We start from the raw sequence: 20,375 nt of genomic DNA, 5'->3' as shown, positions 1-20,375 counted from the left end.
ACGATGGTGGGTTACCAGCGTAAAAAGCGCAAGTTGACAGCTGAGATTAACGTTGTCCCTTATATCGACGTTATGCTCGTGTTGCTGATTATTTTTATGGTGACATCACCGTTTGTCACTCAAGGCGTTGACGTCGAGCTTCCTAAAACCACCACTTCAAAGTCAGCGGCTGAGCTGAAAGGTGATAGTGATAGTAGTTTTATCATCGTGGAAATAGATAAAGAAGGTCGTCTCGGGTTGAGCGTAAATAATGAGGAAGTCGAGCGGGGTCTTTCGCTGCAAGATGTCATCATTAGAGTCAAAGCAGAGCTGTCGTTGAAACCGGATTCACCGGTTGCGGTTGGCGGTGATGCTGCAACGCCTTATGCAGAAGTGATACTGGTTCTGGATGAATTGAATCGTGCGGGCATTTCAAAAGTAGGTCTGCTAACCGAAATTAAAGGATAGTTTGTACTGTTCATGAAAGATCATAAATCCAAAAAAAGTGATTACAAAAAGCCCATCATTATCTCGGCTGTTTTGCATATAGTGTTGATCATTGCTTTGTTATGGGGTTCGGATTTTAGCCTAACTAAGCCCGAGCCTGCAGGGCAGATGGTTCAAGCTGTGGTGATTGATCCACAATTGGTACAAAAACAAGCCCAGCAAATTCGTAACCAGCGTGAAGCTGCTGCCAAAAAAGAGCAGGATCGGCTGGATAAGTTACGCCGCGAAAGTGAGCAGTTGGAAAAAAACCGCAAGGCGGAAGAAGAGAATATTCGCCAACTAAAAGAACAACAAGCTCAGGAAGCGAAAGCGGCCAGAGAAGCTGAAAAGCAACGTGCCGAAAAAGAACAAGAGCGTAAAGTGGCAGAAGAACGAGCTCGTAAAGAAAAAGAGCGAGCGGTAAAAGCGGAAACGGAACGTAAGATAAAAGAAGAAGCGGTAAAAAAAGCAGAACAGGAGCGCATCGCTAAAGAGGCTGAAATTGCGAAAGCGGAAAAAGAACGCATTGCCCGTGAAAAAGAGGCAGAACAAGCTAAAGAGAAAGCTCGTAAAGAGCGAGAAGCAGCAGAGCGAGCCGAGAAAGAGCGAATAGCCAAAGAACAAGAGGCGAAGAAAGCGGCCGAAAATGCAAAAAAAGAGAAAGCACGTCTAGAGAGATTGGAGCGTGAACGCAAAGAACAAGAAGCGGCGCTGAATAACATTTTTTCTGGGTTAGAAACAGAAGCAGAGCAAAATAGCTCAGCTCGTTCCCAATTTGTAATGAACGAAGCTCAGCGGTATGGAGCAATCTATACGCAGCTCATTCAACAAAATTTGCTGATTGAAGACAGTTTTAAAAGTAAACAGTGCAAAGTGAACCTACGGCTCATTCCAACGGGAACTGGAGCAATAGTCGGTAATCTAAGCATTATTGATGGTGACTCAAGGTTATGCGCGGCGACAAAACGTGCTGTGGCGCAGGTGGGGACGTTTCCGCTGCCCAAAGATGATCTTGATGTAGTCAATCAATTGAAAAACATTAATTTAACTGTAGAACCAAATTAAAAGGAAAAGCTTGTGTTAAAGCGATTGATGTTAGGATGCTTACTTGTCATCGCAAGTAGTGTACAGCTCGCCAACGCCGCATTGGAGCTTGTGATCACCGACGGCATTAATTCAGCAAGGCCGATTGCTATCGTACCGTTTAAGTGGGAAGGCAAAACAAAATTACCGCAGGATGTCTCTGCGGTGATCGCGTCAGATTTGCAACGTAGTGGTAAATTCAGCCCGATTGCGACCAGCAAAATGCCACAAACGCCTTACAATGAAACCGATGTGAAGTTTGATGCTTGGACCAGTATTGGTGTTGATGCTTTGCTCACAGGTAGCATTACGCAAAATGCAGAAGGTAACTATGTCATCAATTACCAATTGGTAGATGTAGTGCGTGGTCAACTGACACAAGGCCAAAGCAAAGCATTAAGTAACGATGGACAGTTGGTGCTTTCTAAAGATCATGTTTTATTCAATAAAGTTGCCACCGTACCAGCAAACCGAATGCGTGAGTATGCGCATCGAATTTCAGATTTGGTCTATCAAGAACTCACGGGTGATAAGGGTGCGTTTCTCACTCGTATTGCCTACGTGGTGGTCAACGACGATGAACAATATCCTTACCAGCTAAGGGTTGCTGACTATGACGGTTACAATGAACGTTTAGTACTTCGTTCAAAACAGCCTTTGATGTCACCGACTTGGTCACCTGATGGTAAGCAACTGGCGTATGTGAGCTTCCAAAACGGCCAAGCGGAAATATTCATCATGAATATTTATACTGGTGAAAGAGAGAAAGTGACCTCGTACCCACGCCATAATGGGGCACCGAGGTTCTCGCCAGATGGGAAAACCCTTGCTTTGGTGTTGTCTAAAACGGGCAGCTTACAGGTTTATACTCTGGACTTGGCAACCAAGAAGCTGAAACAAATAACGAGTGGCAGATCAAATAATACAGAACCGTTCTGGCATCCTGATGGTAAATCGCTAATATTTACTTCGGATCGGGGTGGTAAACCACAGATATATCAAGTAAATTTATCAGACGGTTCTACCAATCGTCTGACATGGCAAGGCAGCCAGAATTTAGGTGGACAAATAACGCCTGATGGTCGATTCCTTGTCATGGTAAACCGAAGTAATTCGGGTTTTAATCTGGCGAAACAAGATTTGGAAACTGGTTCAGTGCAAATTCTAACAAAGACTTTGCTCGATGAGTCTCCAAGTATTGCACCCAATGGTGGTATGGTCATATACAGTTCTATTTATAACAAAGCGAATGTACTTTCGATGGTGTCTATAGATGGGCGTTTCAAAGCTAGATTACCGGCAACAAATGGTCGCGTTAGGGCTCCTGCGTGGTCTCCGTTTTTATAGCAAGTAAGTATCAAAAAGTAAGGAAAAAAAATGCAACTTAATAAAGTTCTTAAAGGGCTACTGATTGCGCTACCAGTACTTGCAGTAACTGCATGTAGTTCAAGCGATGAAGCGACAAACGCTTCTGGTACTCAAACTAACCAGTCTACTTCAGGTTCAGCAAACAGCGTTGATACAACTGTAGTTTCTCCAATTGATGCGAATGGCCAACTCTCTGAACAAGAGCTAAAGGAACAAGCTCTTCGTGAAACTCAAACCATTTATTTCGCATTTGATAACGCGACAATTGCTGGTGATTACGAAGATATGCTTGCTGCACACGCAGCTTACCTAAGCAAAAATTCAGCAATGAAAGTTACTATTGAAGGCCATGCTGACGAACGTGGTACGCCTGAATATAACATCGCGCTAGGTGAGCGTCGTGCACAAGCTGTAGCGAAATATCTACAAGCGCTAGGTGTACAAGCTGACCAAATCTCGATCGTTAGCTATGGCGAAGAGAAGCCACTTCTTCTTGGTCAATCTGAAGAAGTGTATGCGAAGAACCGCCGCGCGGTTCTCGTATACTAATCGAGGAATCGCCTCATGTTCAGTAACTTAAAGCGAATTGTAACGCTTACGTTACTGGCAAGTGCAGCGGGTCAAGTACTCGCTGCACCAGCTCCAGTATCCGATCTTAGCAATAGCTCTTCAGCAAGCACATCTCGTGCTCAACAATCATCATCTGAATCTAATGTACAACGTCTTGAACGTCTGCTTGAAAACCGTAATAGCGTTCAACTCAAAATGCAGCAGCAGCTCGATGATATGGCACTTGAAATCAGCGAACTACGTGGCCAGTTAGAGCGTAATAGCTACGATATGCAGCAAATGTTGCAGCGTCAGCGTGAACTCTTTATCGAGTTAGATCGCGTACGTGGCGAAATGAAGAATACAACCGCAAGTTCGTCACAGCCGACAACGGACACTGATATTGCAGGAACGTTTAGCAGCAATGTTGATGAACAAACTGCCTATCAGAATGCGGTTGATTTAATCCTGAAGAAAAGGGATTACAGTGGTGCTATTGCAGCGTTTCAACAGTTTCAAAAAGATTATCCAGATTCTAATTTTGCGTCTAATGCCCATTACTGGTTAGGGCAGCTCTATTTTGCAAAAAAGCAGGATAAAGAAGCGACGCAAAGTTTTGCCGCCGTGCTCACTTACAGTGACTCCAATAAACGTGCTGATGCGCTGGTTAAGTTAGGTGATATTGCCAAGCGCAATAATAATACTGCGCAAGCAAATAAGTATTATCAGCAAGTTGTGGATGAATACCCTACAAGTGCGTCTGCCAAGGTTGCTAAAGAGAATTTGAATTGATAACAATTTGAGTTAATAAAAAGAGGCCTTGTGGCCTCTTTCTTCGACGGCACTATTTTATGAATCGCTTTTGATCCTTCGTTAGGTGCGGTGTACAATGCTCGGATTCTTGGAAGTTGCGTAGAGCAAGAGCAATGAGCCACATATTAGATACGATTGAAACTATTTATCCATTTCCGCCAAAGCCCATTCCACTAACGGTTGAGCAAAAACAAGCCTATACAGCAAGTATCAAACAACTCTTAAAAGAAAAAGATGCTGTATTAATTGCGCATTACTATACCGATCCTGAAATTCAAGCTCTCGCTGAAGAAACCGGCGGTTTTGTTGGTGATTCATTAGAGATGGCCAAGTTTGGTAATCGCCATCCTGCCAGTACATTGATCATCGCTGGTGTGCGATTTATGGGCGAATCAGCAAAAATCTTAACCCCTGAAAAACGCATTTTAATGCCAACCTTAAAAGCAGAATGCTCTTTGGATCTGGGGTGTCCTGCCGATAAATTCACAGAATTTTGTGATGCACACCCAGATCATACCGTTGTTGTGTATGCAAACACATCGGCGGCGGTCAAAGCTCGTGCCGATTGGGTGGTTACATCGAGCATTGCACTTGATATTGTTGAGCACTTAGATGCGGAAGATAAACCCATAATTTGGGGGCCAGATCGCCATTTAGGCTCATACATCGAGAAAAAAACGGGCGCAAAGATGTTGCTCTGGCAAGGTGAATGCGTAGTACACGACGAGTTCTCTGCCGATGCATTGCGTAAGATGAAAGTACTGTATCCTGATGCAGCCATCCTTGTGCATCCAGAATCACCAGCCAGTGTGGTAGAACTTGCGGATGCTGTAGGCTCTACAAGCCAGTTGATTAAGGCAGCAAAATCCTTACCTCAACATAAAATGATTGTGGCGACCGATAAAGGCATCTTTTTTAAGATGCAGCAGTTAGTCCCTGAGAAAGAATTGATTGAAGCACCGACGGCAGGGGCCGGGGCAACATGCCGAAGCTGCGCGCATTGTCCTTGGATGGCGATGAATGGTCTTCGAGCGATTGAGTCAGCTCTTATGGAAGGCGGTAAAGATCACGAAATTTTCGTCGATGAAGCCGTGAGAGTGAAATCACTCATCCCATTAAACCGTATGTTGGATTTTGCTGAACAGTTAAATTTGCAAGTCAAAGGGAATGCCTAATTCCTTTCGGCGGTAGTGGATGAAAAAAGGCTCTTATTCAGAGCCTTTTTATCGCAAGCAAATTGATTTGAAATTAACGTTATTCGAAAATAAAACTATTCAAAAACAAAGTTATTGCTCTAGTGCCAACTGAGCGCCGCGTTGCGTTAAGCCACACAACATCACTGGTATGGCCTGATAGATTTCTTCAAACTGGTCGAGTCCTTGCATACCTTGTTGAGAAAGTGTTGCCAAGGACGTCTCCGGATCATAAAGCATACTCAGCGAAAGGAGCACGCCCCCAAGTAGCGCATTGTCTTGGCTATCTTCAGGCATTAACGTTTCCCAATCATCACGCGTAAGTTGCCAACCTTGAAGAAAACCTTCACAAAAATCACGGACATGTTCAGTTACTATTTCTTGTTCATCGAGTGAGCAACCAGTAGGCCAGCTCCATTGATTTTCGAGCAAAGCAGGGCGATAGTCATTCCACATTTCAACGATCAGTTGGAAATAGGTTTCTAGCTGTTTGCCTTCGCTAAATGGCGCGATCTCTTCTCCCCCCCATAGAAAAGGGAGCCATTCCTCTGGCGGGAGCAAGTTAGGCGCTGACGCCATGGATGCGACAAAACCTTGAGTTTTGGCCTCATTAAGCAATTTATCTTCTAGTTCGGGTTGGGTAAGGAGTTCTTGTAAATTCACAGCAGATCCCATCAGTTGCCGAGTGTATTTGCAGCCATTTTAACGTTAAAGCGATACAATGTGCGAATTTTGCTGATAATTTGTTGGCTTTAGTGAGGTTTTACAACAATCAACATATTGCTCGCTAAGATTGTTCACTATAATTTGCACAAAAGAAAAAATTGAAAGGATTTATGAGAGCACCTATTTCATTGAAGAAGAAGAGCATTATCGCCCTTTCTTTTTATCTCTGCTTTTTTATTGCGATCACAGGTACCGTTACTTATTGGGTTGTCGAAGCGCCACTACGAGCTGAATTAAAACAGAATTTAGATCTTCGTGCAGAAGTGTTATCAGCCCAAATTCGCGAACCTCTCAACCGTTCTATTGGTGTGCTCCAAAGCATTGTGAGCCTTGGGCAAGCTGCAACCAACCAAGCTGAGCAAGACAGAATACTCTCTTCGCTGTTCACTATACTTGATGATGTTGTCGTCAGTGGTGGGCTATGGCCGAAACCCTACAGCATTAATGCATCGCAGCGATACAGTAGCCTATTTTATAATCGAGCCGCTGACGGTCAAGTCGACAAATTGCATTCTTGGAACAATCAAGAAGCGCATGGTTACGATAACGAAGAGTGGTACAACGCAGTAAAAGAGAAGCCTGTCGGTAGTGTGGTATGGTCAGAAGTCTATGTTGATGCCTATACGCACGTTCAGATGATCACGGCTTCATCGCCCTATTACGTTAACGGTGAATTTGCTGGAGTAGCAACAGTCGATCTGTCATTGGCGGGGTTAGCCACATTTATTGCCAGTCAAGCGGAGCTTTATAACCTTGGCGTATCCTTAAGTGATTCGGGGGGCTCCCTGATCACTGAACATAATTTTATGATACGTGAAGAAGCTAACGTAAGTCATTTCGGTTTTGGTGATTTTGAATGGCGAGTTGATGTTATTAATGCCCATCGGTTAGTGAATGACGAAGTGTTTGATCTGGTGATGAATGTCGAACGGAGTATCATTCCAATCCTTTTAGTTTGCGTTATGATCGGTTATTACTTGATCAATCAATATGTGATCAAACCGATTACCATCATAGCCAAAAAAGTGAGTGATTCTAAACAAGGCGGTATTATCGATATGCCGTATCGAAGCCAAGATGAGATCCGCCAGCTTATCGATTCATTTAACCAAAAAACCGTTTATCTTGAAGCGGAAAAAGTGAAAGCTCAAGCTTCCACTCAAGCCAAAAGTGCCTTCTTAGCAACTCTGTCACACGAAATCAGAACTCCAATGAATGGTGTTTTAGGAACCGCGCAAATCTTATTGAAAACAGAGCTTTCCCCAGAACAGAGGCAACACCTTAATAGTCTGTATGAGTCTGGCGAGCACATGATGGTGCTGCTTAACGAAATTCTCGATTTCTCCAAGATTGAACAAGGGCGATTAGAACTTGATAACACCCGTTTCCCCTTGGATTCACTGATTGGTAGTATTAACAGTGTTTACCATACCTTATGCAATGAAAAAGGACTGCAGTTTAGGATTTACAGCGATATTGTTCACGATCGCTGGTATTACTCAGATAAAGCACGATTGAGACAGATTCTGTTTAATTTACTGAATAATGCGGTCAAGTTTACCTCTCACGGCTTTGTCGAAGTGACTCTAAAAGAGCAGCAGATGGAAGATAAACGGTATCTTTCTATTCGGATACGGGATTCGGGGATAGGTATAGCAAAAGAGGCTCAGGAAAAAATATTCCGCCCATTTGAACAAGCTGAATCATCGACGACAAGGCGTTTTGGTGGAACGGGGTTGGGCTTAGCGATTGTAAAACAAATTGTAGAGCTAATGGATGGGACAGTCACGGTAACCAGTGAGTTAGGGATTGGTACCAGTTTTCACGTTATGCTAGCGATAGAAACAACGACGCCCGGGACCATTGAAGTCAAGCCACGTCGCAAGCTTAATTACCAAGGACTGAAAGCTCTCATTGTGGAAGATAACCGGACCAACTCTATCATCATCGAAACCTTTATGAAGAATAAAGGGTTTACATGCGATTGTGTTGAGAATGGTGAATTGGCAATTCAAGCGGTTGTTGGCGGGAATTATGACCTGATATTGATGGATAACCATATGCCCGTAATGGATGGCGTAGAAGCGGTGTCTGCGATTCGGATCTTAGTTGGGGAGCAACGTAATGTGCTCATTTTTGGTTGTACTGCTGATGTTTTCAAAGAAACTCGTGAGCGAATGTTGTCGGCCGGCGCTGATTATATTGTCACCAAACCCATTGATGACAATGAATTAGATGATGCTCTTTTCCAATTTGTCGAAAAACTGTATCAATATCATCCAGAGTCCTCTATGCCGCTAAAGATAGGCTCAGCCGAGGAATCATTGGTGACGTTTTATATGGCCGTGGAAGATCAAAACATAGAACTTGCATTAGCCATGATTCAACGTTTGATACAGCAGTTGCCGGAGATTGAAAACACTCATATTCATCAAGTGTTAATCGACACCCAAACAAGCTTAGAAAAACACCAGTTACCTACACAGCAGCAAGTCGATTTGCTAACGGTATTGCTTTCCGATTTTTGTAATTAAATAACCATTTTGAGATTTAGTAAGAATGCGTTGTAACAGGAATTTAAATAATAGCGTTAGATTCTAGTTTCCGATTCAAAATTGGTTATAAATTTACCTAAGTTAATTAAAATTGGTCACTAAATCTACAAAATATGTGTTCTAATTCCCTCATTATCTAGCTTGTTGTTATTTTCTAGGTATCTGTATTGCTGATTGGCATATTTAATAGTTATATCTATTGTGTAGAGGGAAGTAATGAAAGCTCGTGGCCCATTTTGTATTCGTCATGCTGCGGCGGACACATTTGCAATGGTTGTTTTTTGTTTTATATCAGGCATGATCATTGAAATTTTCATCTCTGGAATGACCTTCGAACAGTCGCTAGCATCACGTACACTGTCTATCCCAGTTAATATCGCAATAGCATGGCCTTATGGCGTATTTCGTGACTTTATTCTGCGCCAGGGACGTCAATGGTCTGAGACTGGCTTAATGAAGAATGTCTCGGATTTGGTTGCTTACGTTCTATTTCAATCTCCTGTCTATGCCGCCATTCTATGGGCTGTAGGCGCATCTACAGAGCAGATCATAACCGCAGTATCAAGCAATGCCATTGTGTCGTGTGGAATGGGCGTTCTCTATGGCTATTTTTTAGATATGTGCCGCCGTTGGTTCCGTGTCCCGGGCTATCATCGTAGCGCCTAACCGTGACACTCACTGAAGAAAGGCTTGTATTGAATTTCATCAAATAAGTCAATAAGTAGTCAAACGAACCAAAGTGGTGGGCTTTTTTATTATTTTGGCTTGACCTAATCCTATAGAATCATTAAATTAGCGCCTCGTTAGCCAAATGCGCTAACCACAATATAATTTGGTGAGTTGTCCGAGTGGCTTAAGGAGCACGCCTGGAAAGTGTGTATACGGCAACGTATCGAGAGTTCGAATCTCTTGCTCACCGCCATATTCTAAACCGTAGGCGATCGTCTACGGTTTTTTTGTGCGTAAAATACCATGTCAACTCAAGCTTAACTCACTGTTTAATCTAAACAATCTCAATGCATCCCCTGCTAAAAGTTATTAAATAGCCATTCACTCAAAAATAATCCCAATTCAGAGCTAAACTGTCATATATAAAACTAATTTCACTTATTGGCTATGGTTACGAAAAAGCACAAAGCTCAGACCTTTCATAAAGTTGCAGTGGCTATTGTTGTATTGGTAGTCACTATTGCTATTTTTAATAGGCAACTTGGTCATTTTTATGATGCTAGCCGTGTTGAAGAGCGTAAAGCCGTAAGAATAGCGGTTTCGCAAACGCCACTCTCTTCCTCCTTCATTATTGCCGACAGTTTGGGTTTTTTTGAACAACAAGGGGTGAATGTCGAACTAGTGCCCTGTTCTGGAGGTGTGGCCTGTTCTCAAGCTTTGTTTAGTGGGAATGTAGACTATGCGACTGCCTCTGAGTCGGTGGTTATGTTTAAGCTTTTCCAGCGTAATGATTTTGCACTATTAACCAGTTTTGTTGAGTCAGATAACGATTTAAAGCTGCTCACGTTAGAGCGATTAGGCATTGTTAACCTGAGTGATTTGGAAGGTAAAAAAGTAGGCATCGTTAAGGCGAGTGCCAGTGAGTTTTACTTTGATTCATTGTTGATTGCCAGTGACCTGAAAGAGATGGCTGTTGAAAAAGTCTATTTACCACCAGAAGCGCTAAATGACTCTTTATTCTCCTCACAAGTTGATGCTATTTCTGTTTGGGAACCTTACGGTTATAAAACTGAAACCTCTGCACCATCCGATGTATTGAACCTTGGGCTATCTGGTATTTATCATTTGTCGTTTAATTTACTTTCGATGAAAGCAACCGTCGAAGAGGCGCATGACGAGATAGTGGCAATATTACGTGCATTAAAAGAGGCTAATGAATGGATTAACCTCAATCCTGAACAATCAAGAGAGGTGATTGCACAGGCCTTAAATATTCCGTTACCCCAACTCGAGTGGTCTTGGAATGATTATGTATTTCGTTTGTCGTTAGGTAATGCACTTTTATCTAACTTACAGCTTCAAGCAAGATGGGCGATTGAGGCTGGTATGGTTACGGGCGACAAGCCGGATTTTCGGACAGTGCTTGCTTCCAAGCCGATCGAGGAAGTGCTACGTACTAAGGTATCGATAAAATGATCAGTTCGATTGTACGTAAATTGACATTATTGTTCGCATCCACGGCATTTCTAATCCTTTTGATCACTTTTTCTCTGTGGGGCTTACTTAAAGAACAAGAGCAAACAAAAAAAGATCTAGAAGATATTATGCAGATCCAATTGAGTGTGGATTTGTTGCGTAGCCAACTTTGGATTTTCCTGCAGTATTCTGATGTATCAAGTTTGGACCAGGTTGATATTGCTCAGCAAAGCCTCTCCAAGAGACTGCTTAATCATAAGATGATGGGCAAACATATCGAAAACTTACAACGCATGAATACTAGCCTTGCCGTCTTACTGCAACAAGAAAAAAAGCTTACTCATCAAGATGCTGAAGCAAAAAGCAACTCTCTAATCAGCGCGAAAGGGCTGTTACATTCACGTTACAATATGCTTGTGCAAAATATGACTGAAGAGTTGTTTTACTTACAAAAATCAGTCTTAGCAAAAAGCATTGAGAGTCAACAAATGACCTTGATGTTGAGTGCACTGAAAATATTATTTTTTTCAATCTTAGTGAGTGGCATTGCGTGGTTGATTTTGAAACGTTTCAAAAGAGGGTTTGCGTCAATTAAACAAGGTATCCTAGCTTTGACGTATGGTGACCTTGAAAGCAAGATTGAACCAGTTAATCTGGATATTGAATTTGTAGCTTTGGCTGACTTTTTTAACCATATGAAGGTCTCACTTAAAACGACAACCGTGACAAAAGATGAATTGCAATTAGAGGTTGAGCGACAAACCTCAGAGTTAAAAATCCAAAAAGATCAGCTTCAGTTTCTATCTGAACATGATTCGTTGACGGGGTTACTTAATCGGCGAGCGTTTGAAAAGTTGTTGGATAACGCCATTATTAAAGCCAATAGGACCAAGGTGAAGTTAGCGCTGCTTTTCATTGATTTGGACAATTTCAAAACCATCAACGACACTCAAGGCCACTGCGCGGGAGATGAAATTTTAAAGCAAATTGCGATTCGCTTAGAGGCCAGTATCCGCCAATCTGATTTTTCGGCAAGGCTTGGAGGCGATGAATTTGTAGTGTGCCTCGATCTGATTGATGAATACGATTTTGTCGCAGAGAAAGTCAAGCAAATCATCAAATGCTTAGGGCTGCCCATTGAGTTTGAAGGGCAAATCCTAACCGTTGGTGTTAGTGTCGGTATCAGCTACTTCCCCTTACAAACCAATAGTATGCACCATTTAATGGCATTAGCTGATGAGGCTATGTATCAAGCGAAAGAGGTGGTTGGTAACACTTATTGTCAAAACATTGATCCCTTAAGGGGAGTTTTTACAGTGGAAGACGTGGTGAGTTAACGCCATTTTTCTGCATAGGAAGCGGCTGGGTCGAGGCTGATTCATGAGTAGATAGTCGCAATCCCTGAATAATACCGTTTATCAATTGAACCTGACTCAGTTTCCTTTTACCCTGTGCTTCTCCCCCCATATTATCGCTAGGAGCATCGTCATGCAGCTTCGTGATCCTCAACTTTTTAAACAACAATGTTATCTCAATGGTCAATGGGTTTGTGCATCCAACTCGCTCACCTCAACCGTTTACAACCCTTATGACGGCACTCTGATTGGAACGGTTCCGCAGCTAGATAGTGCGCAAGTCCAACAAGCGATTGAGGGTGCAGAGCTTGCGCAGAAACTGTGGAAAAAACAGCCAGCGGCGGACAAAGCGAGAGTGCTTAGATCTTGGTATGAATTGATTGTTGAACACAGCGATGATCTGGCACTGATTTTAACCAACGAGCAAGGCAAACCTTTAGCGGAAGCGAAAGGCGAGATCAGCTATGCTGCCAGCTTTGTCGAATGGTATGCCGAAGAGGCAAAACGAGCTTATGGTGAGCTTGTTCCGAGTCATAAAGCGGATGCAAGAATACTGGTATCGAAAGAACCTATTGGTGTGGTTGCTGCGATCACGCCTTGGAATTTCCCTGCGGCTATGGTGACTCGTAAATGTGCTCCAGCGATTGCGGCTGGGTGCGCAGTGGTACTCAAACCAGCACCAGATACGCCTTTTACTGCTCTTGCTTTGGCAGAATTGGCGCATCGTGCTGGGCTTCCCGCTGGCTTATTGCAAGTGGTGACTGGAGAGGCAATCGCAATCGGGCAGCAATTAACCAGCAGCAAAGTGGTACGCAAACTCTCATTTACTGGCTCGACAGGAGTGGGGAAAATATTAATGGCACAGTGCGCGCACAACATCAAAAAGTTGTCGCTCGAGCTGGGTGGTAATGCCCCTTTTATTGTGTTTGAGGATGCCGACATTAATGCCGCCGTAGAGGGTGTGATGGTGGCGAAATTTCGTAACGCTGGTCAAACTTGTGTCTGTGCCAATCGAATCTATGTGCAAGAGGGCGTGTACGATAAATTTGTTAAAAAATTGGTTGATAAAGTCAGCAAGCTGATTGTGGGAAATGGGTTGGAATCAGGCGTAACAATGGGGCCTTTAATCAATGATGCGGCGGTGGCTAAAGTCAAATTACATATTGCGGATGCCACCGCGCAAGGCGCTCTAGTGCAATATGGCACTCTGCCTCAAGCCGGTAGCCGCTTGTTTGAGCCTCACGTATTAACAGAGATGACAGAAGAGATGTTGGTGGCTCAAGAAGAAACCTTTGGCCCACTTGCACCTTTGTTTCGTTTCACTCACGAAGAGGAAGTGATTGAACGTGCAAACCACACGGATTCTGGATTAGCTGCATACTGCTATACGCAGTCATTGGCTCGGGCTTGGCGATTGAGTGAGGCACTGGAAGTCGGCATTGTTGGTATTAACGAAGGTTTGATATCAACTACAGTCGCACCGTTTGGCGGCATCAAAGAGTCAGGTCTTGGCCGCGAGGGAGCAAAACAGGGGCTAGACGAATATTTGGAAGTGAAATACACCCTAATGGGAGGCTTAAACTAACCTTCCTCTCACTATTTTTGTTGAGTCAGTAACCCCCATCTTAAGGGGCCATTGGTTTCAAAATCATTGGCCTCCTGGCAGATCATATACAGCTCACCGACTTGAATCACTGCACCGATAGAATAAGCTTGGTCCTTATAATAGCAAACACGTTGTAAAGCTTTACCTTCTGTAGCCACCACAACCGGTAACGAAGCGGTATTGATTACTTTCGTGTAGCCAAAGCTAGGAGCAATCAATAATAACCAAACACAGTACTTCAGCATGGTGTATCTCCTATTTATAGTGAGGTAGTTAATCAAATTGCCGCTGATAGCGGGGCAGCATACTTTCATTGCCCAGTAACCCACCTTGATGAATATAAATCACCGTTTTTTCTGGATGAGCTTCCATCCAAGGTAACAAACATTGCCACATCATAGGGTCATACAACAGATCAAATTCCACATGAGTCTGCTCAAGTAGATTTTGCCACATCCGATAATCGGCTTCGTACAATCGTCCAAAGTGATGCTTTTTCTCTGTAGATATAATCGTAGGGTACTGGCGCTCTTCAAGCTCGTCAAATTGTTGGATGAGGTAGTCATTTCCCCCTACACAAGCACAGGTCAGAACCTCAATGCCGTGCGGTTTTAGATATTTTTGCAGGTAGATCGCAGTGGTTCCTGTCCCGGAGGGCAACGCAACGACGAATTGCGTTTTTGTCTCCATTCTCATCCAGTTGAGAATTTCTAGAGCCAACTGCTTAATGCCCGTTTCGGCCATCTTTGAGCGACCGCCTTCCGGTACGACTAAGCATGAAGCATCAGGCTGGCGGATCGTATCAATATACTGCTCGGGTGGCATTATATTGATGGGGCTAACTTCGATGATGTGCGCTCCTAAATCCAGTGCACCACGATAGTTGCCAATCGGCCTTTGTTGTAGCCACGTTGGAATGTGGTCTACATAAAACTCAAATTTCCACCCTTTAATGCGCGCAAGAGCCGCCAGAGAATAGAGAGCATTCGACTGCGCCGAACCATAGCTGATTAAAGTGCTGATGCCGGGGAGATCGCTATCCAATAACGCCATGAACTTACGCGCTTTATTTCCGGAAAAATGGCTGTGAAGTTGATCATCACGTTTTAAATAGAAGCGGTTACTGGCAAAAGTATGTTGCGTTATAGGGGTATCAGACAGTTTCATGATGATTTTCGAGCAGAAAAGGGCCGTAGTATATACTGACCTGAGTAAAAATTGCAGTGTTGGCCGATTTTATCGCTCGTCAGTTACTGCTTTGCCTCTCATGCGGCAAAAAAAAGCCCAGAGCAAAAGGCGCTGGGCGGATACAAATAAACATAGGAGTTAATAAGAAAAAGCAGCATATCGGTAGTTACAGTAAGAAGAAAAATTTGACGGCCTGTAAAATTCTTAATGCTCTGCTAACTACACTTATTGAGACTGAGCATTTCACAATCAGTTCCATCTTAAAGCCATTTTTTTCAATTTATTTTTAAAATATTTATCTTTCATTAGCTTACTTCTATTTTACTCTTCAGCTCCGATCATTTCGCAAAAATGTGATGTTAATTGCTTGTTAATCAATTGTGTCGATAGTATATTTCAAACACCTGTTTGATACGAGTGATTGAAATGGCACCAAGAAGTAGTACCAAAGAAAAAATCCTAGATGTTGCAGAGGGATTGTTTGCTGAACATGGCTTCAACGATACATCGTTACGAGCTATCACCAGCAAAGCTGGAGTAAATCTAGCCTCGGTTAACTACCATTTTGGTGATAAGAAAACGTTAGTGCGTGCAGTGTTAAATCGTTATTTAGAAGCATTTATGCCGGCCGTTCAACAAGCACTACAGGAGTTAAACTCCCAAGATGAATATCAAATGTCGGAAGTGTTTGAGTCATTGCGTACACCATTACGTGCGTTGAATGATGTTAGGCCCAATGGTACCAGCCGTTTTATGTTGTTGATTGGTCGCGGCTATACCGATGTGCAAGGTCATTTACGTTGGTTTATCACCACACGCTACAGCGATGTATTGTCACTGTTCACTCAGTCAGTGATGAAGGCGAACCCAAAACTGACGCCTGAAACTCTATTCTGGCGTTTGCACTTCACGCTAGGCACGTGTGTTTTTACCATGGCGTCGAGCCAAGCATTGGCTGAGATTGCCGAAAGTGATTTTGGCAACCAAGTGGATGCTAAAGCCGTCGTCGACTTACTTATTCCTTATTTAGCCGCCGGCGTTGCGGCTGATTAACCCAATTAAATCTATTATAAGAAGTAACAATCCAAGCGAACAAAAGGATCTGATCATGAGCTCTCTACGAAGAAAATGGATAAGCGACCCCGCCTTTAAACTGTTTAAGCAAGTTTTGCCTCCGTTATCGGAGACAGAAAAAGAGGCGATGGAAGCGGGCAGCGTTTGGTGGGATGGTGAACTGTTTTCAGGTCGTCCAGACTTTACCAAGCTGCATCATTACCCAAAACCAACCTTGTCAGATGAAGAGCAATCTTTCATTGATAATGAATTGGAAACGCTGCTGTCTATGTTAGATGACCATAAAATCGTGAAAGAAGATCGCGACTTGCCAGCGGAAGTGTGGAGGTTTCTGCGTAAAGAGCGTTTCTTCTCTTTGATTATTTCAAAGGCCTACGGTGGTCGTGAATTTTCCGCACTCGCCAACTCCACCATAGTGTCACGGATTGCGACGCGCAGTATCAGTACCGCTGTTACAGTGATGGTGCCAAACTCGCTTGGCCCCGGAGAGCTTCTCTCTCACTACGGTACACAACAACAGAAAGACTACTGGCTTCCTCGCTTAGCTGACGGTACGGATATCCCTTGTTTTGCGCTGACCGGGCCAGAAGCAGGCTCCGATGCTGGCGGCATTCCTGATCAAGGCGTGGTGTGTTACGGCAAGCACGAGGGCAAAGAAGTCCTTGGGATTAAACTCAGTTGGAATAAGCGTTATATCACGCTTGCTCCGGTTGCAACTGTGCTAGGCCTAGCTTTCAAACTCAGTGATCCTGAAAAACTTCTAGGCGATAAGCTCGATATCGGCATTACCTGCGCGCTGATCCCTGCTAATCACAAAGGCGTGGAAATTGGCGAGCGACACGATCCACTCGGCCTTGCGTTTATGAACGGCCCAACGCGTGGTCAAGATGTTTTCATCCCGATGGATTGGCTCATCGGTGGTGCTGACTATGCGGGTAAAGGCTGGCGCATGCTGGTGGAATGTTTGTCGGCAGGGCGTGGTATTTCATTGCCCGCACTTGGTACGGCGATTGGTCACTTAACTTCGCGTACGACAGGTGCATACGCTTATGTGCGCAAGCAATTTGGCATGTCGATTGGTAAATTTGAAGGGGTAGCTGAAGCGCTAGGTCGTATCGGTGGCTTAACTTATTTGCTTGAAGCGACACGAACCTTAACCACAACCTCGCTCGATTTGAAAGAAAAGCCGGGTATAGTGACCGCCATTGCCAAATACCATATGACAGAAATTGCGCGCACAATTTTAAATGATTCGATGGATATTCACTCTGGTCGAGCGATTCAAGATGGACCAATGAACTACCTCGGAACACATTATCTCGGTATCCCGGTCGCAATTACGGTTGAAGGGGCCAATATCCTAACTCGCAATTTGATGATCTTTGGCCAAGGTGCCACTCGTTGTCATCCTTATGTTTTGAAAGAGATGGAAGCGGCGGCTAATCCTGATACAGAGCAAGGCGCGAAAGATTTCGATAAGCTGTTGTTTAAGCACATTAGCCACGCGACCAAAAATACCTTTGGGGCGCTCGGTGCTGCATTAACGGGTTCGCGCTTTGTCAAAGCGCAGATGAGCGGCCCAACAAAAGCGTATTACCAACAGTTAACGCGCATTAGCCGAGCACTTGCCGTGAGTGCCGATTTCGCTATGTTGACGTTAGGTGGCGATCTTAAACGTAAAGAGATGATTTCAGCGCGTTTAGGTGATGGTTTGAGTTATCTGTACATGGCTTCAGCGACCTTGAAAAAGTATGAAGATGAAGGCCGCCAACAAACTGATTTAGATTACGTGCACTACGCGGTGCAATATTGTTTGTACCACGCGGCTAAATCTTTGCAAGAGGCGTACAGCAACTTCCCCAGCAAAGTGGTTGGGCGCTTACTTAAGGTGTTGGTCTTCCCTTTGGGCAATCATTATGACAAACCTAGCGATGAGCTGTCGGTCAAACTGGCGGAAAGCTTAATGACTCCTGGAGCACATCGAGATCGTCTCACTCATCTTTGTTACATTGGGCCAGAGGAAGACGATAGCGTTGGCTTGATGGAAAAAGCGTTTTTGGCGATGTATGGTATCAGTGCACTTGAGCGCAAGCTGTTCCGCGCAGCCAAAGAGGGTAAAATTGCGCGTAAAGGTGCCCTGACTGAGCGATTGGCTCAAGCCTTAAGTGAAAATGTGTTGACTCAAACTGAAGTAGACCAAATTTTGGCAGCAGACAAACTGCGTTATAAAGCGATTCAAGTTGATCACTTTAGCCATGACTTGAGCGAGGTGATGACCAATAAGCCGGGAAAGCCAAAGCTTAATCATGTTGCTTAGTCGCGAATATCGTTACTAAAAGTGTGACCATATATCAGGGCATCCTAGTCGGGTGCCCTGATTGTTTGAGCCACGAGAGATCCAACCACTTGCAATTTCTGCCTGTTTTTAAAGAAATAGGGTGAGATCTTCGAGCGAAACTTTTATCCTAGCGGAGATTTTTGAAGGAAGTTGAATATGATCATCAAACCTAAAATTCGTGGATTTATCTGTACGACAACGCACCCTGTGGGTTGTGAAGCTAATGTAAAAGAACAAATTGCTTACACCAAAGCACAAGGCCCTATCAAAAATGCACCGAAACGTGTACTTGTTGTAGGCTCATCCAGTGGCTACGGCCTTTCGTCTCGTATTACCGCCGCTTTTGGTGGAGGTGCTGCGACCATCGGTGTTTTCTTTGAAAAACCGGGCACGGATAAAAAACCAGGCACCGCCGGTTTTTATAACGCAGCCGCGTTTGACAAGCTTGCTCACGAGGCGGGTTTGTATGCTAAAAGCCTAAATGGTGATGCATTTTCTCACCAAGCAAAACAGAAAGCGATCGAGCTAATCAAACAAGACTTAGGTCAAATTGATATGGTGGTTTACTCGCTTGCTTCACCAGTGCGTAAGTTACCTGAAACTGGCGAACTGATTCGCTCATCATTGAAACCGATTGGCCAAACATACACCGCGACAGCGGTTGATACCAATAAAGACATCATCATTGAAGCCAGTGTTGAACCTGCAACTGAGCAGGAAATTGCAGACACGGTAACGGTTATGGGCGGTCAAGATTGGGAGCTATGGATCCATGCACTTGCTGAAGCTGGCGTATTGGCCCAAGGGTGTAAAACCGTGGCTTATAGCTATATAGGTACTGAGCTAACTTGGCCAATCTATTGGGATGGTGCGCTAGGTAAAGCGAAGATGGATTTAGACCGCGCCGCATCGGCACTGAATGAACAGCTTTCTGTACTAGGTGGTACGGCTAATGTGGCCGTTCTTAAATCGGTTGTTACTCAAGCCAGTTCAGCTATTCCTGTTATGCCTCTTTACATCGCAATGGTGTTTAAGAAAATGCGTGAGCAAGGTGTACATGAAGGATGTATTGAACAGATCTATCGCATGTTTAGCCAACGTCTTTATAAAGAAGACGGTAGCGCGCCGGAAGTAGATGAGCAAAATCGTCTGCGTCTGGATGACTGGGAACTGCGTGAAGATATTCAAAAGCATTGCCGTGAGCTTTGGCCACAGATCACTACTGAAAACCTAAAAGAGCTGACGGATTACGTTGAATACAAAGAAGAATTCTTGAAGTTATTCGGTTTTGGTGTTGATGGCGTTGATTACGAAGCCGATGTCGATACTGAAGTGGCATTCGATGTAATTGATATCTAATCCATTGGTGTCACAGTGACACAATAAGATGTTCTAATCTCAAAGGTCTAGCCACAGTGCTAGGCCTTTGCCGTTATGGAGGGTAATACAGCATTATTCACCCTCAACAGCATTTTCTCGATCAATGGAACGGTTGCTGTTTCCCTGCAACAAAAAACACATCACAGTGGTGCTCGGCCGCTAATTGCTTGAGTAGGTGTTGGTTGATAGGCTCAATAGTATTTGACGCGATTATCGCACTGGCATTTCCGGAGCGGATAGCTTTCATCACAATCTCTAATTCCGATAACGTTTGAGAGGGTTTCATGTGGATCACTCTGTCGCAATGTATATTGAAAGAAGCAAACTGTTCATACTGTGGTCGAGGACATTCAGAGGTGAATAAGATCCACTGCTGTTGGTGCTGAGATAGCTTAGCAAGCTTTGACATCATGGCTTGTTCAATCGTATTTACTGAGCGATGGGCATTAGCCAAAGGGTACTGAGCTGATAGTTGAGAAGCGAAATTTACTTGAAGCATAACACTGTCCTTTCATACATGCTGTATGTGTATACAGT

At 43.9% G+C, this 20,375-nt stretch carries 18 protein-coding genes and 1 tRNA gene; 15 read left to right on the top strand and 4 right to left on the bottom strand.

Annotated features, from left to right (window positions below):
- Window positions 1-3 precede the first annotated feature (3 nt).
- From tolR to nadA, 6 genes are all read left to right on the top strand, one after another.
- A complete protein-coding gene (tolR, locus tag AACT18_RS02075) occupies window positions 4-447 on the top strand; it encodes a protein TolR (RefSeq protein WP_013856574.1) in 444 nt (147 codons plus the stop codon).
- 12 nt (window positions 448-459) lie between these two features.
- Window positions 460-1,530, top strand: a complete 1,071-nt coding sequence (gene tolA, locus AACT18_RS02070; RefSeq protein WP_017048055.1) for a cell envelope integrity protein TolA — start codon at window positions 460-462, stop codon at window positions 1,528-1,530.
- A 27-nt stretch (window positions 1,531-1,557) separates the two neighbouring features.
- The gene (tolB, locus tag AACT18_RS02065; protein WP_088718023.1) at window positions 1,558-2,895 is read left to right on the top strand and encodes a Tol-Pal system beta propeller repeat protein TolB; all 1,338 of its coding nucleotides are present in this window, start codon (window positions 1,558-1,560) and stop codon (window positions 2,893-2,895) included.
- 30 nt (window positions 2,896-2,925) lie between these two features.
- A complete protein-coding gene (gene pal / locus AACT18_RS02060; protein WP_013856577.1) occupies window positions 2,926-3,465 on the top strand; it encodes a peptidoglycan-associated lipoprotein Pal in 540 nt (179 codons plus the stop codon).
- A 15-nt stretch (window positions 3,466-3,480) separates the two neighbouring features.
- Window positions 3,481-4,257 (top strand): tol-pal system protein YbgF, encoded by a 777-nt coding sequence (gene ybgF, locus AACT18_RS02055; RefSeq protein WP_019280925.1) that lies wholly within the window; start codon window positions 3,481-3,483, stop codon window positions 4,255-4,257.
- A 134-nt stretch (window positions 4,258-4,391) separates the two neighbouring features.
- Window positions 4,392-5,453, top strand: a complete 1,062-nt coding sequence (gene nadA, locus AACT18_RS02050) for a quinolinate synthase NadA (protein ID WP_094125734.1) — start codon at window positions 4,392-4,394, stop codon at window positions 5,451-5,453.
- Window positions 5,454-5,564: 111 nt separating this feature from the next.
- On the opposite strand, the gene AACT18_RS02045 is transcribed toward nadA, so the two are convergent.
- The gene (locus AACT18_RS02045) at window positions 5,565-6,146 is read right to left on the bottom strand and encodes a UPF0149 family protein (protein WP_017045210.1); all 582 of its coding nucleotides are present in this window, start codon (window positions 6,144-6,146) and stop codon (window positions 5,565-5,567) included.
- Window positions 6,147-6,307: 161 nt separating this feature from the next.
- On the opposite strand from AACT18_RS02045, the gene AACT18_RS02040 reads away from it, so the two are divergent.
- From AACT18_RS02040 to AACT18_RS02015, 6 genes are all read left to right on the top strand, one after another.
- On the top strand, window positions 6,308-8,731 hold the full coding sequence (locus AACT18_RS02040) for a hybrid sensor histidine kinase/response regulator (protein ID WP_202599063.1): 2,424 nt from the start codon (window positions 6,308-6,310) through the stop codon (window positions 8,729-8,731).
- Between the two features lie 237 nt (window positions 8,732-8,968).
- The gene (locus tag AACT18_RS02035) at window positions 8,969-9,418 is read left to right on the top strand and encodes an L-alanine exporter AlaE (RefSeq protein WP_017042265.1); all 450 of its coding nucleotides are present in this window, start codon (window positions 8,969-8,971) and stop codon (window positions 9,416-9,418) included.
- A 168-nt stretch (window positions 9,419-9,586) separates the two neighbouring features.
- Window positions 9,587-9,674, top strand: a tRNA-Ser gene (locus AACT18_RS02030).
- Between the two features lie 188 nt (window positions 9,675-9,862).
- Window positions 9,863-10,897, top strand: coding sequence for an ABC transporter substrate-binding protein (locus AACT18_RS02025; RefSeq protein WP_019280927.1), 1,035 nt, complete (start codon window positions 9,863-9,865; stop codon window positions 10,895-10,897).
- Window positions 10,894-12,234, top strand: coding sequence for a GGDEF domain-containing protein (locus tag AACT18_RS02020; protein ID WP_094144263.1), 1,341 nt, complete (start codon window positions 10,894-10,896; stop codon window positions 12,232-12,234). Before AACT18_RS02025 ends, AACT18_RS02020 begins: the two co-directional genes overlap by 4 nt.
- A gap of 151 nt (window positions 12,235-12,385) precedes the next feature.
- On the top strand, window positions 12,386-13,837 hold the full coding sequence (locus AACT18_RS02015) for an NAD-dependent succinate-semialdehyde dehydrogenase (RefSeq protein WP_441351394.1): 1,452 nt from the start codon (window positions 12,386-12,388) through the stop codon (window positions 13,835-13,837).
- 11 nt (window positions 13,838-13,848) lie between these two features.
- Here the strand turns inward: AACT18_RS02015 and AACT18_RS02010 are convergent, their stop codons facing one another.
- Together AACT18_RS02010 and AACT18_RS02005 are read right to left on the bottom strand one after the other, a co-directional pair.
- Window positions 13,849-14,103 (bottom strand): DUF1496 domain-containing protein, encoded by a 255-nt coding sequence (locus tag AACT18_RS02010; RefSeq protein WP_017045216.1) that lies wholly within the window; start codon window positions 14,101-14,103, stop codon window positions 13,849-13,851.
- 28 nt (window positions 14,104-14,131) lie between these two features.
- Window positions 14,132-15,025, bottom strand: coding sequence for a pyridoxal-phosphate dependent enzyme (locus AACT18_RS02005; protein WP_094124599.1), 894 nt, complete (start codon window positions 15,023-15,025; stop codon window positions 14,132-14,134).
- A gap of 447 nt (window positions 15,026-15,472) precedes the next feature.
- On the opposite strand from AACT18_RS02005, the gene AACT18_RS02000 reads away from it, so the two are divergent.
- The 3 genes from AACT18_RS02000 (at window position 15,473) to fabV (ending at window position 19,817) form a co-directional block, all read left to right on the top strand.
- Complete coding sequence (locus AACT18_RS02000; RefSeq protein WP_010319039.1) at window positions 15,473-16,099, top strand: TetR/AcrR family transcriptional regulator; 627 nt, start codon at window positions 15,473-15,475, stop codon at window positions 16,097-16,099.
- 55 nt (window positions 16,100-16,154) lie between these two features.
- Entirely contained in the window at window positions 16,155-18,437 is a 2,283-nt protein-coding gene (locus tag AACT18_RS01995) for an acyl-CoA dehydrogenase (RefSeq protein ID WP_094143557.1), read from the top strand.
- A gap of 177 nt (window positions 18,438-18,614) precedes the next feature.
- Window positions 18,615-19,817 (top strand): enoyl-ACP reductase FabV, encoded by a 1,203-nt coding sequence (gene fabV, locus AACT18_RS01990; protein WP_026028134.1) that lies wholly within the window; start codon window positions 18,615-18,617, stop codon window positions 19,815-19,817.
- Window positions 19,818-19,938: 121 nt separating this feature from the next.
- Here fabV and AACT18_RS01985 read toward each other — a convergent pair whose 3' ends face one another.
- Window positions 19,939-20,337, bottom strand: coding sequence for a hypothetical protein (locus tag AACT18_RS01985; RefSeq protein ID WP_064625499.1), 399 nt, complete (start codon window positions 20,335-20,337; stop codon window positions 19,939-19,941).
- Window positions 20,338-20,375 lie beyond the last annotated feature (38 nt).

The sequence above is a fragment of the Vibrio sp. V04_P4A5T148 genome (assembly GCF_963875605.1).
Classification (GTDB): Bacteria; Pseudomonadota; Gammaproteobacteria; order Enterobacterales; family Vibrionaceae; genus Vibrio; species Vibrio anguillarum.
This window is presented reverse-complemented; position numbering and strand designations above follow the sequence as displayed.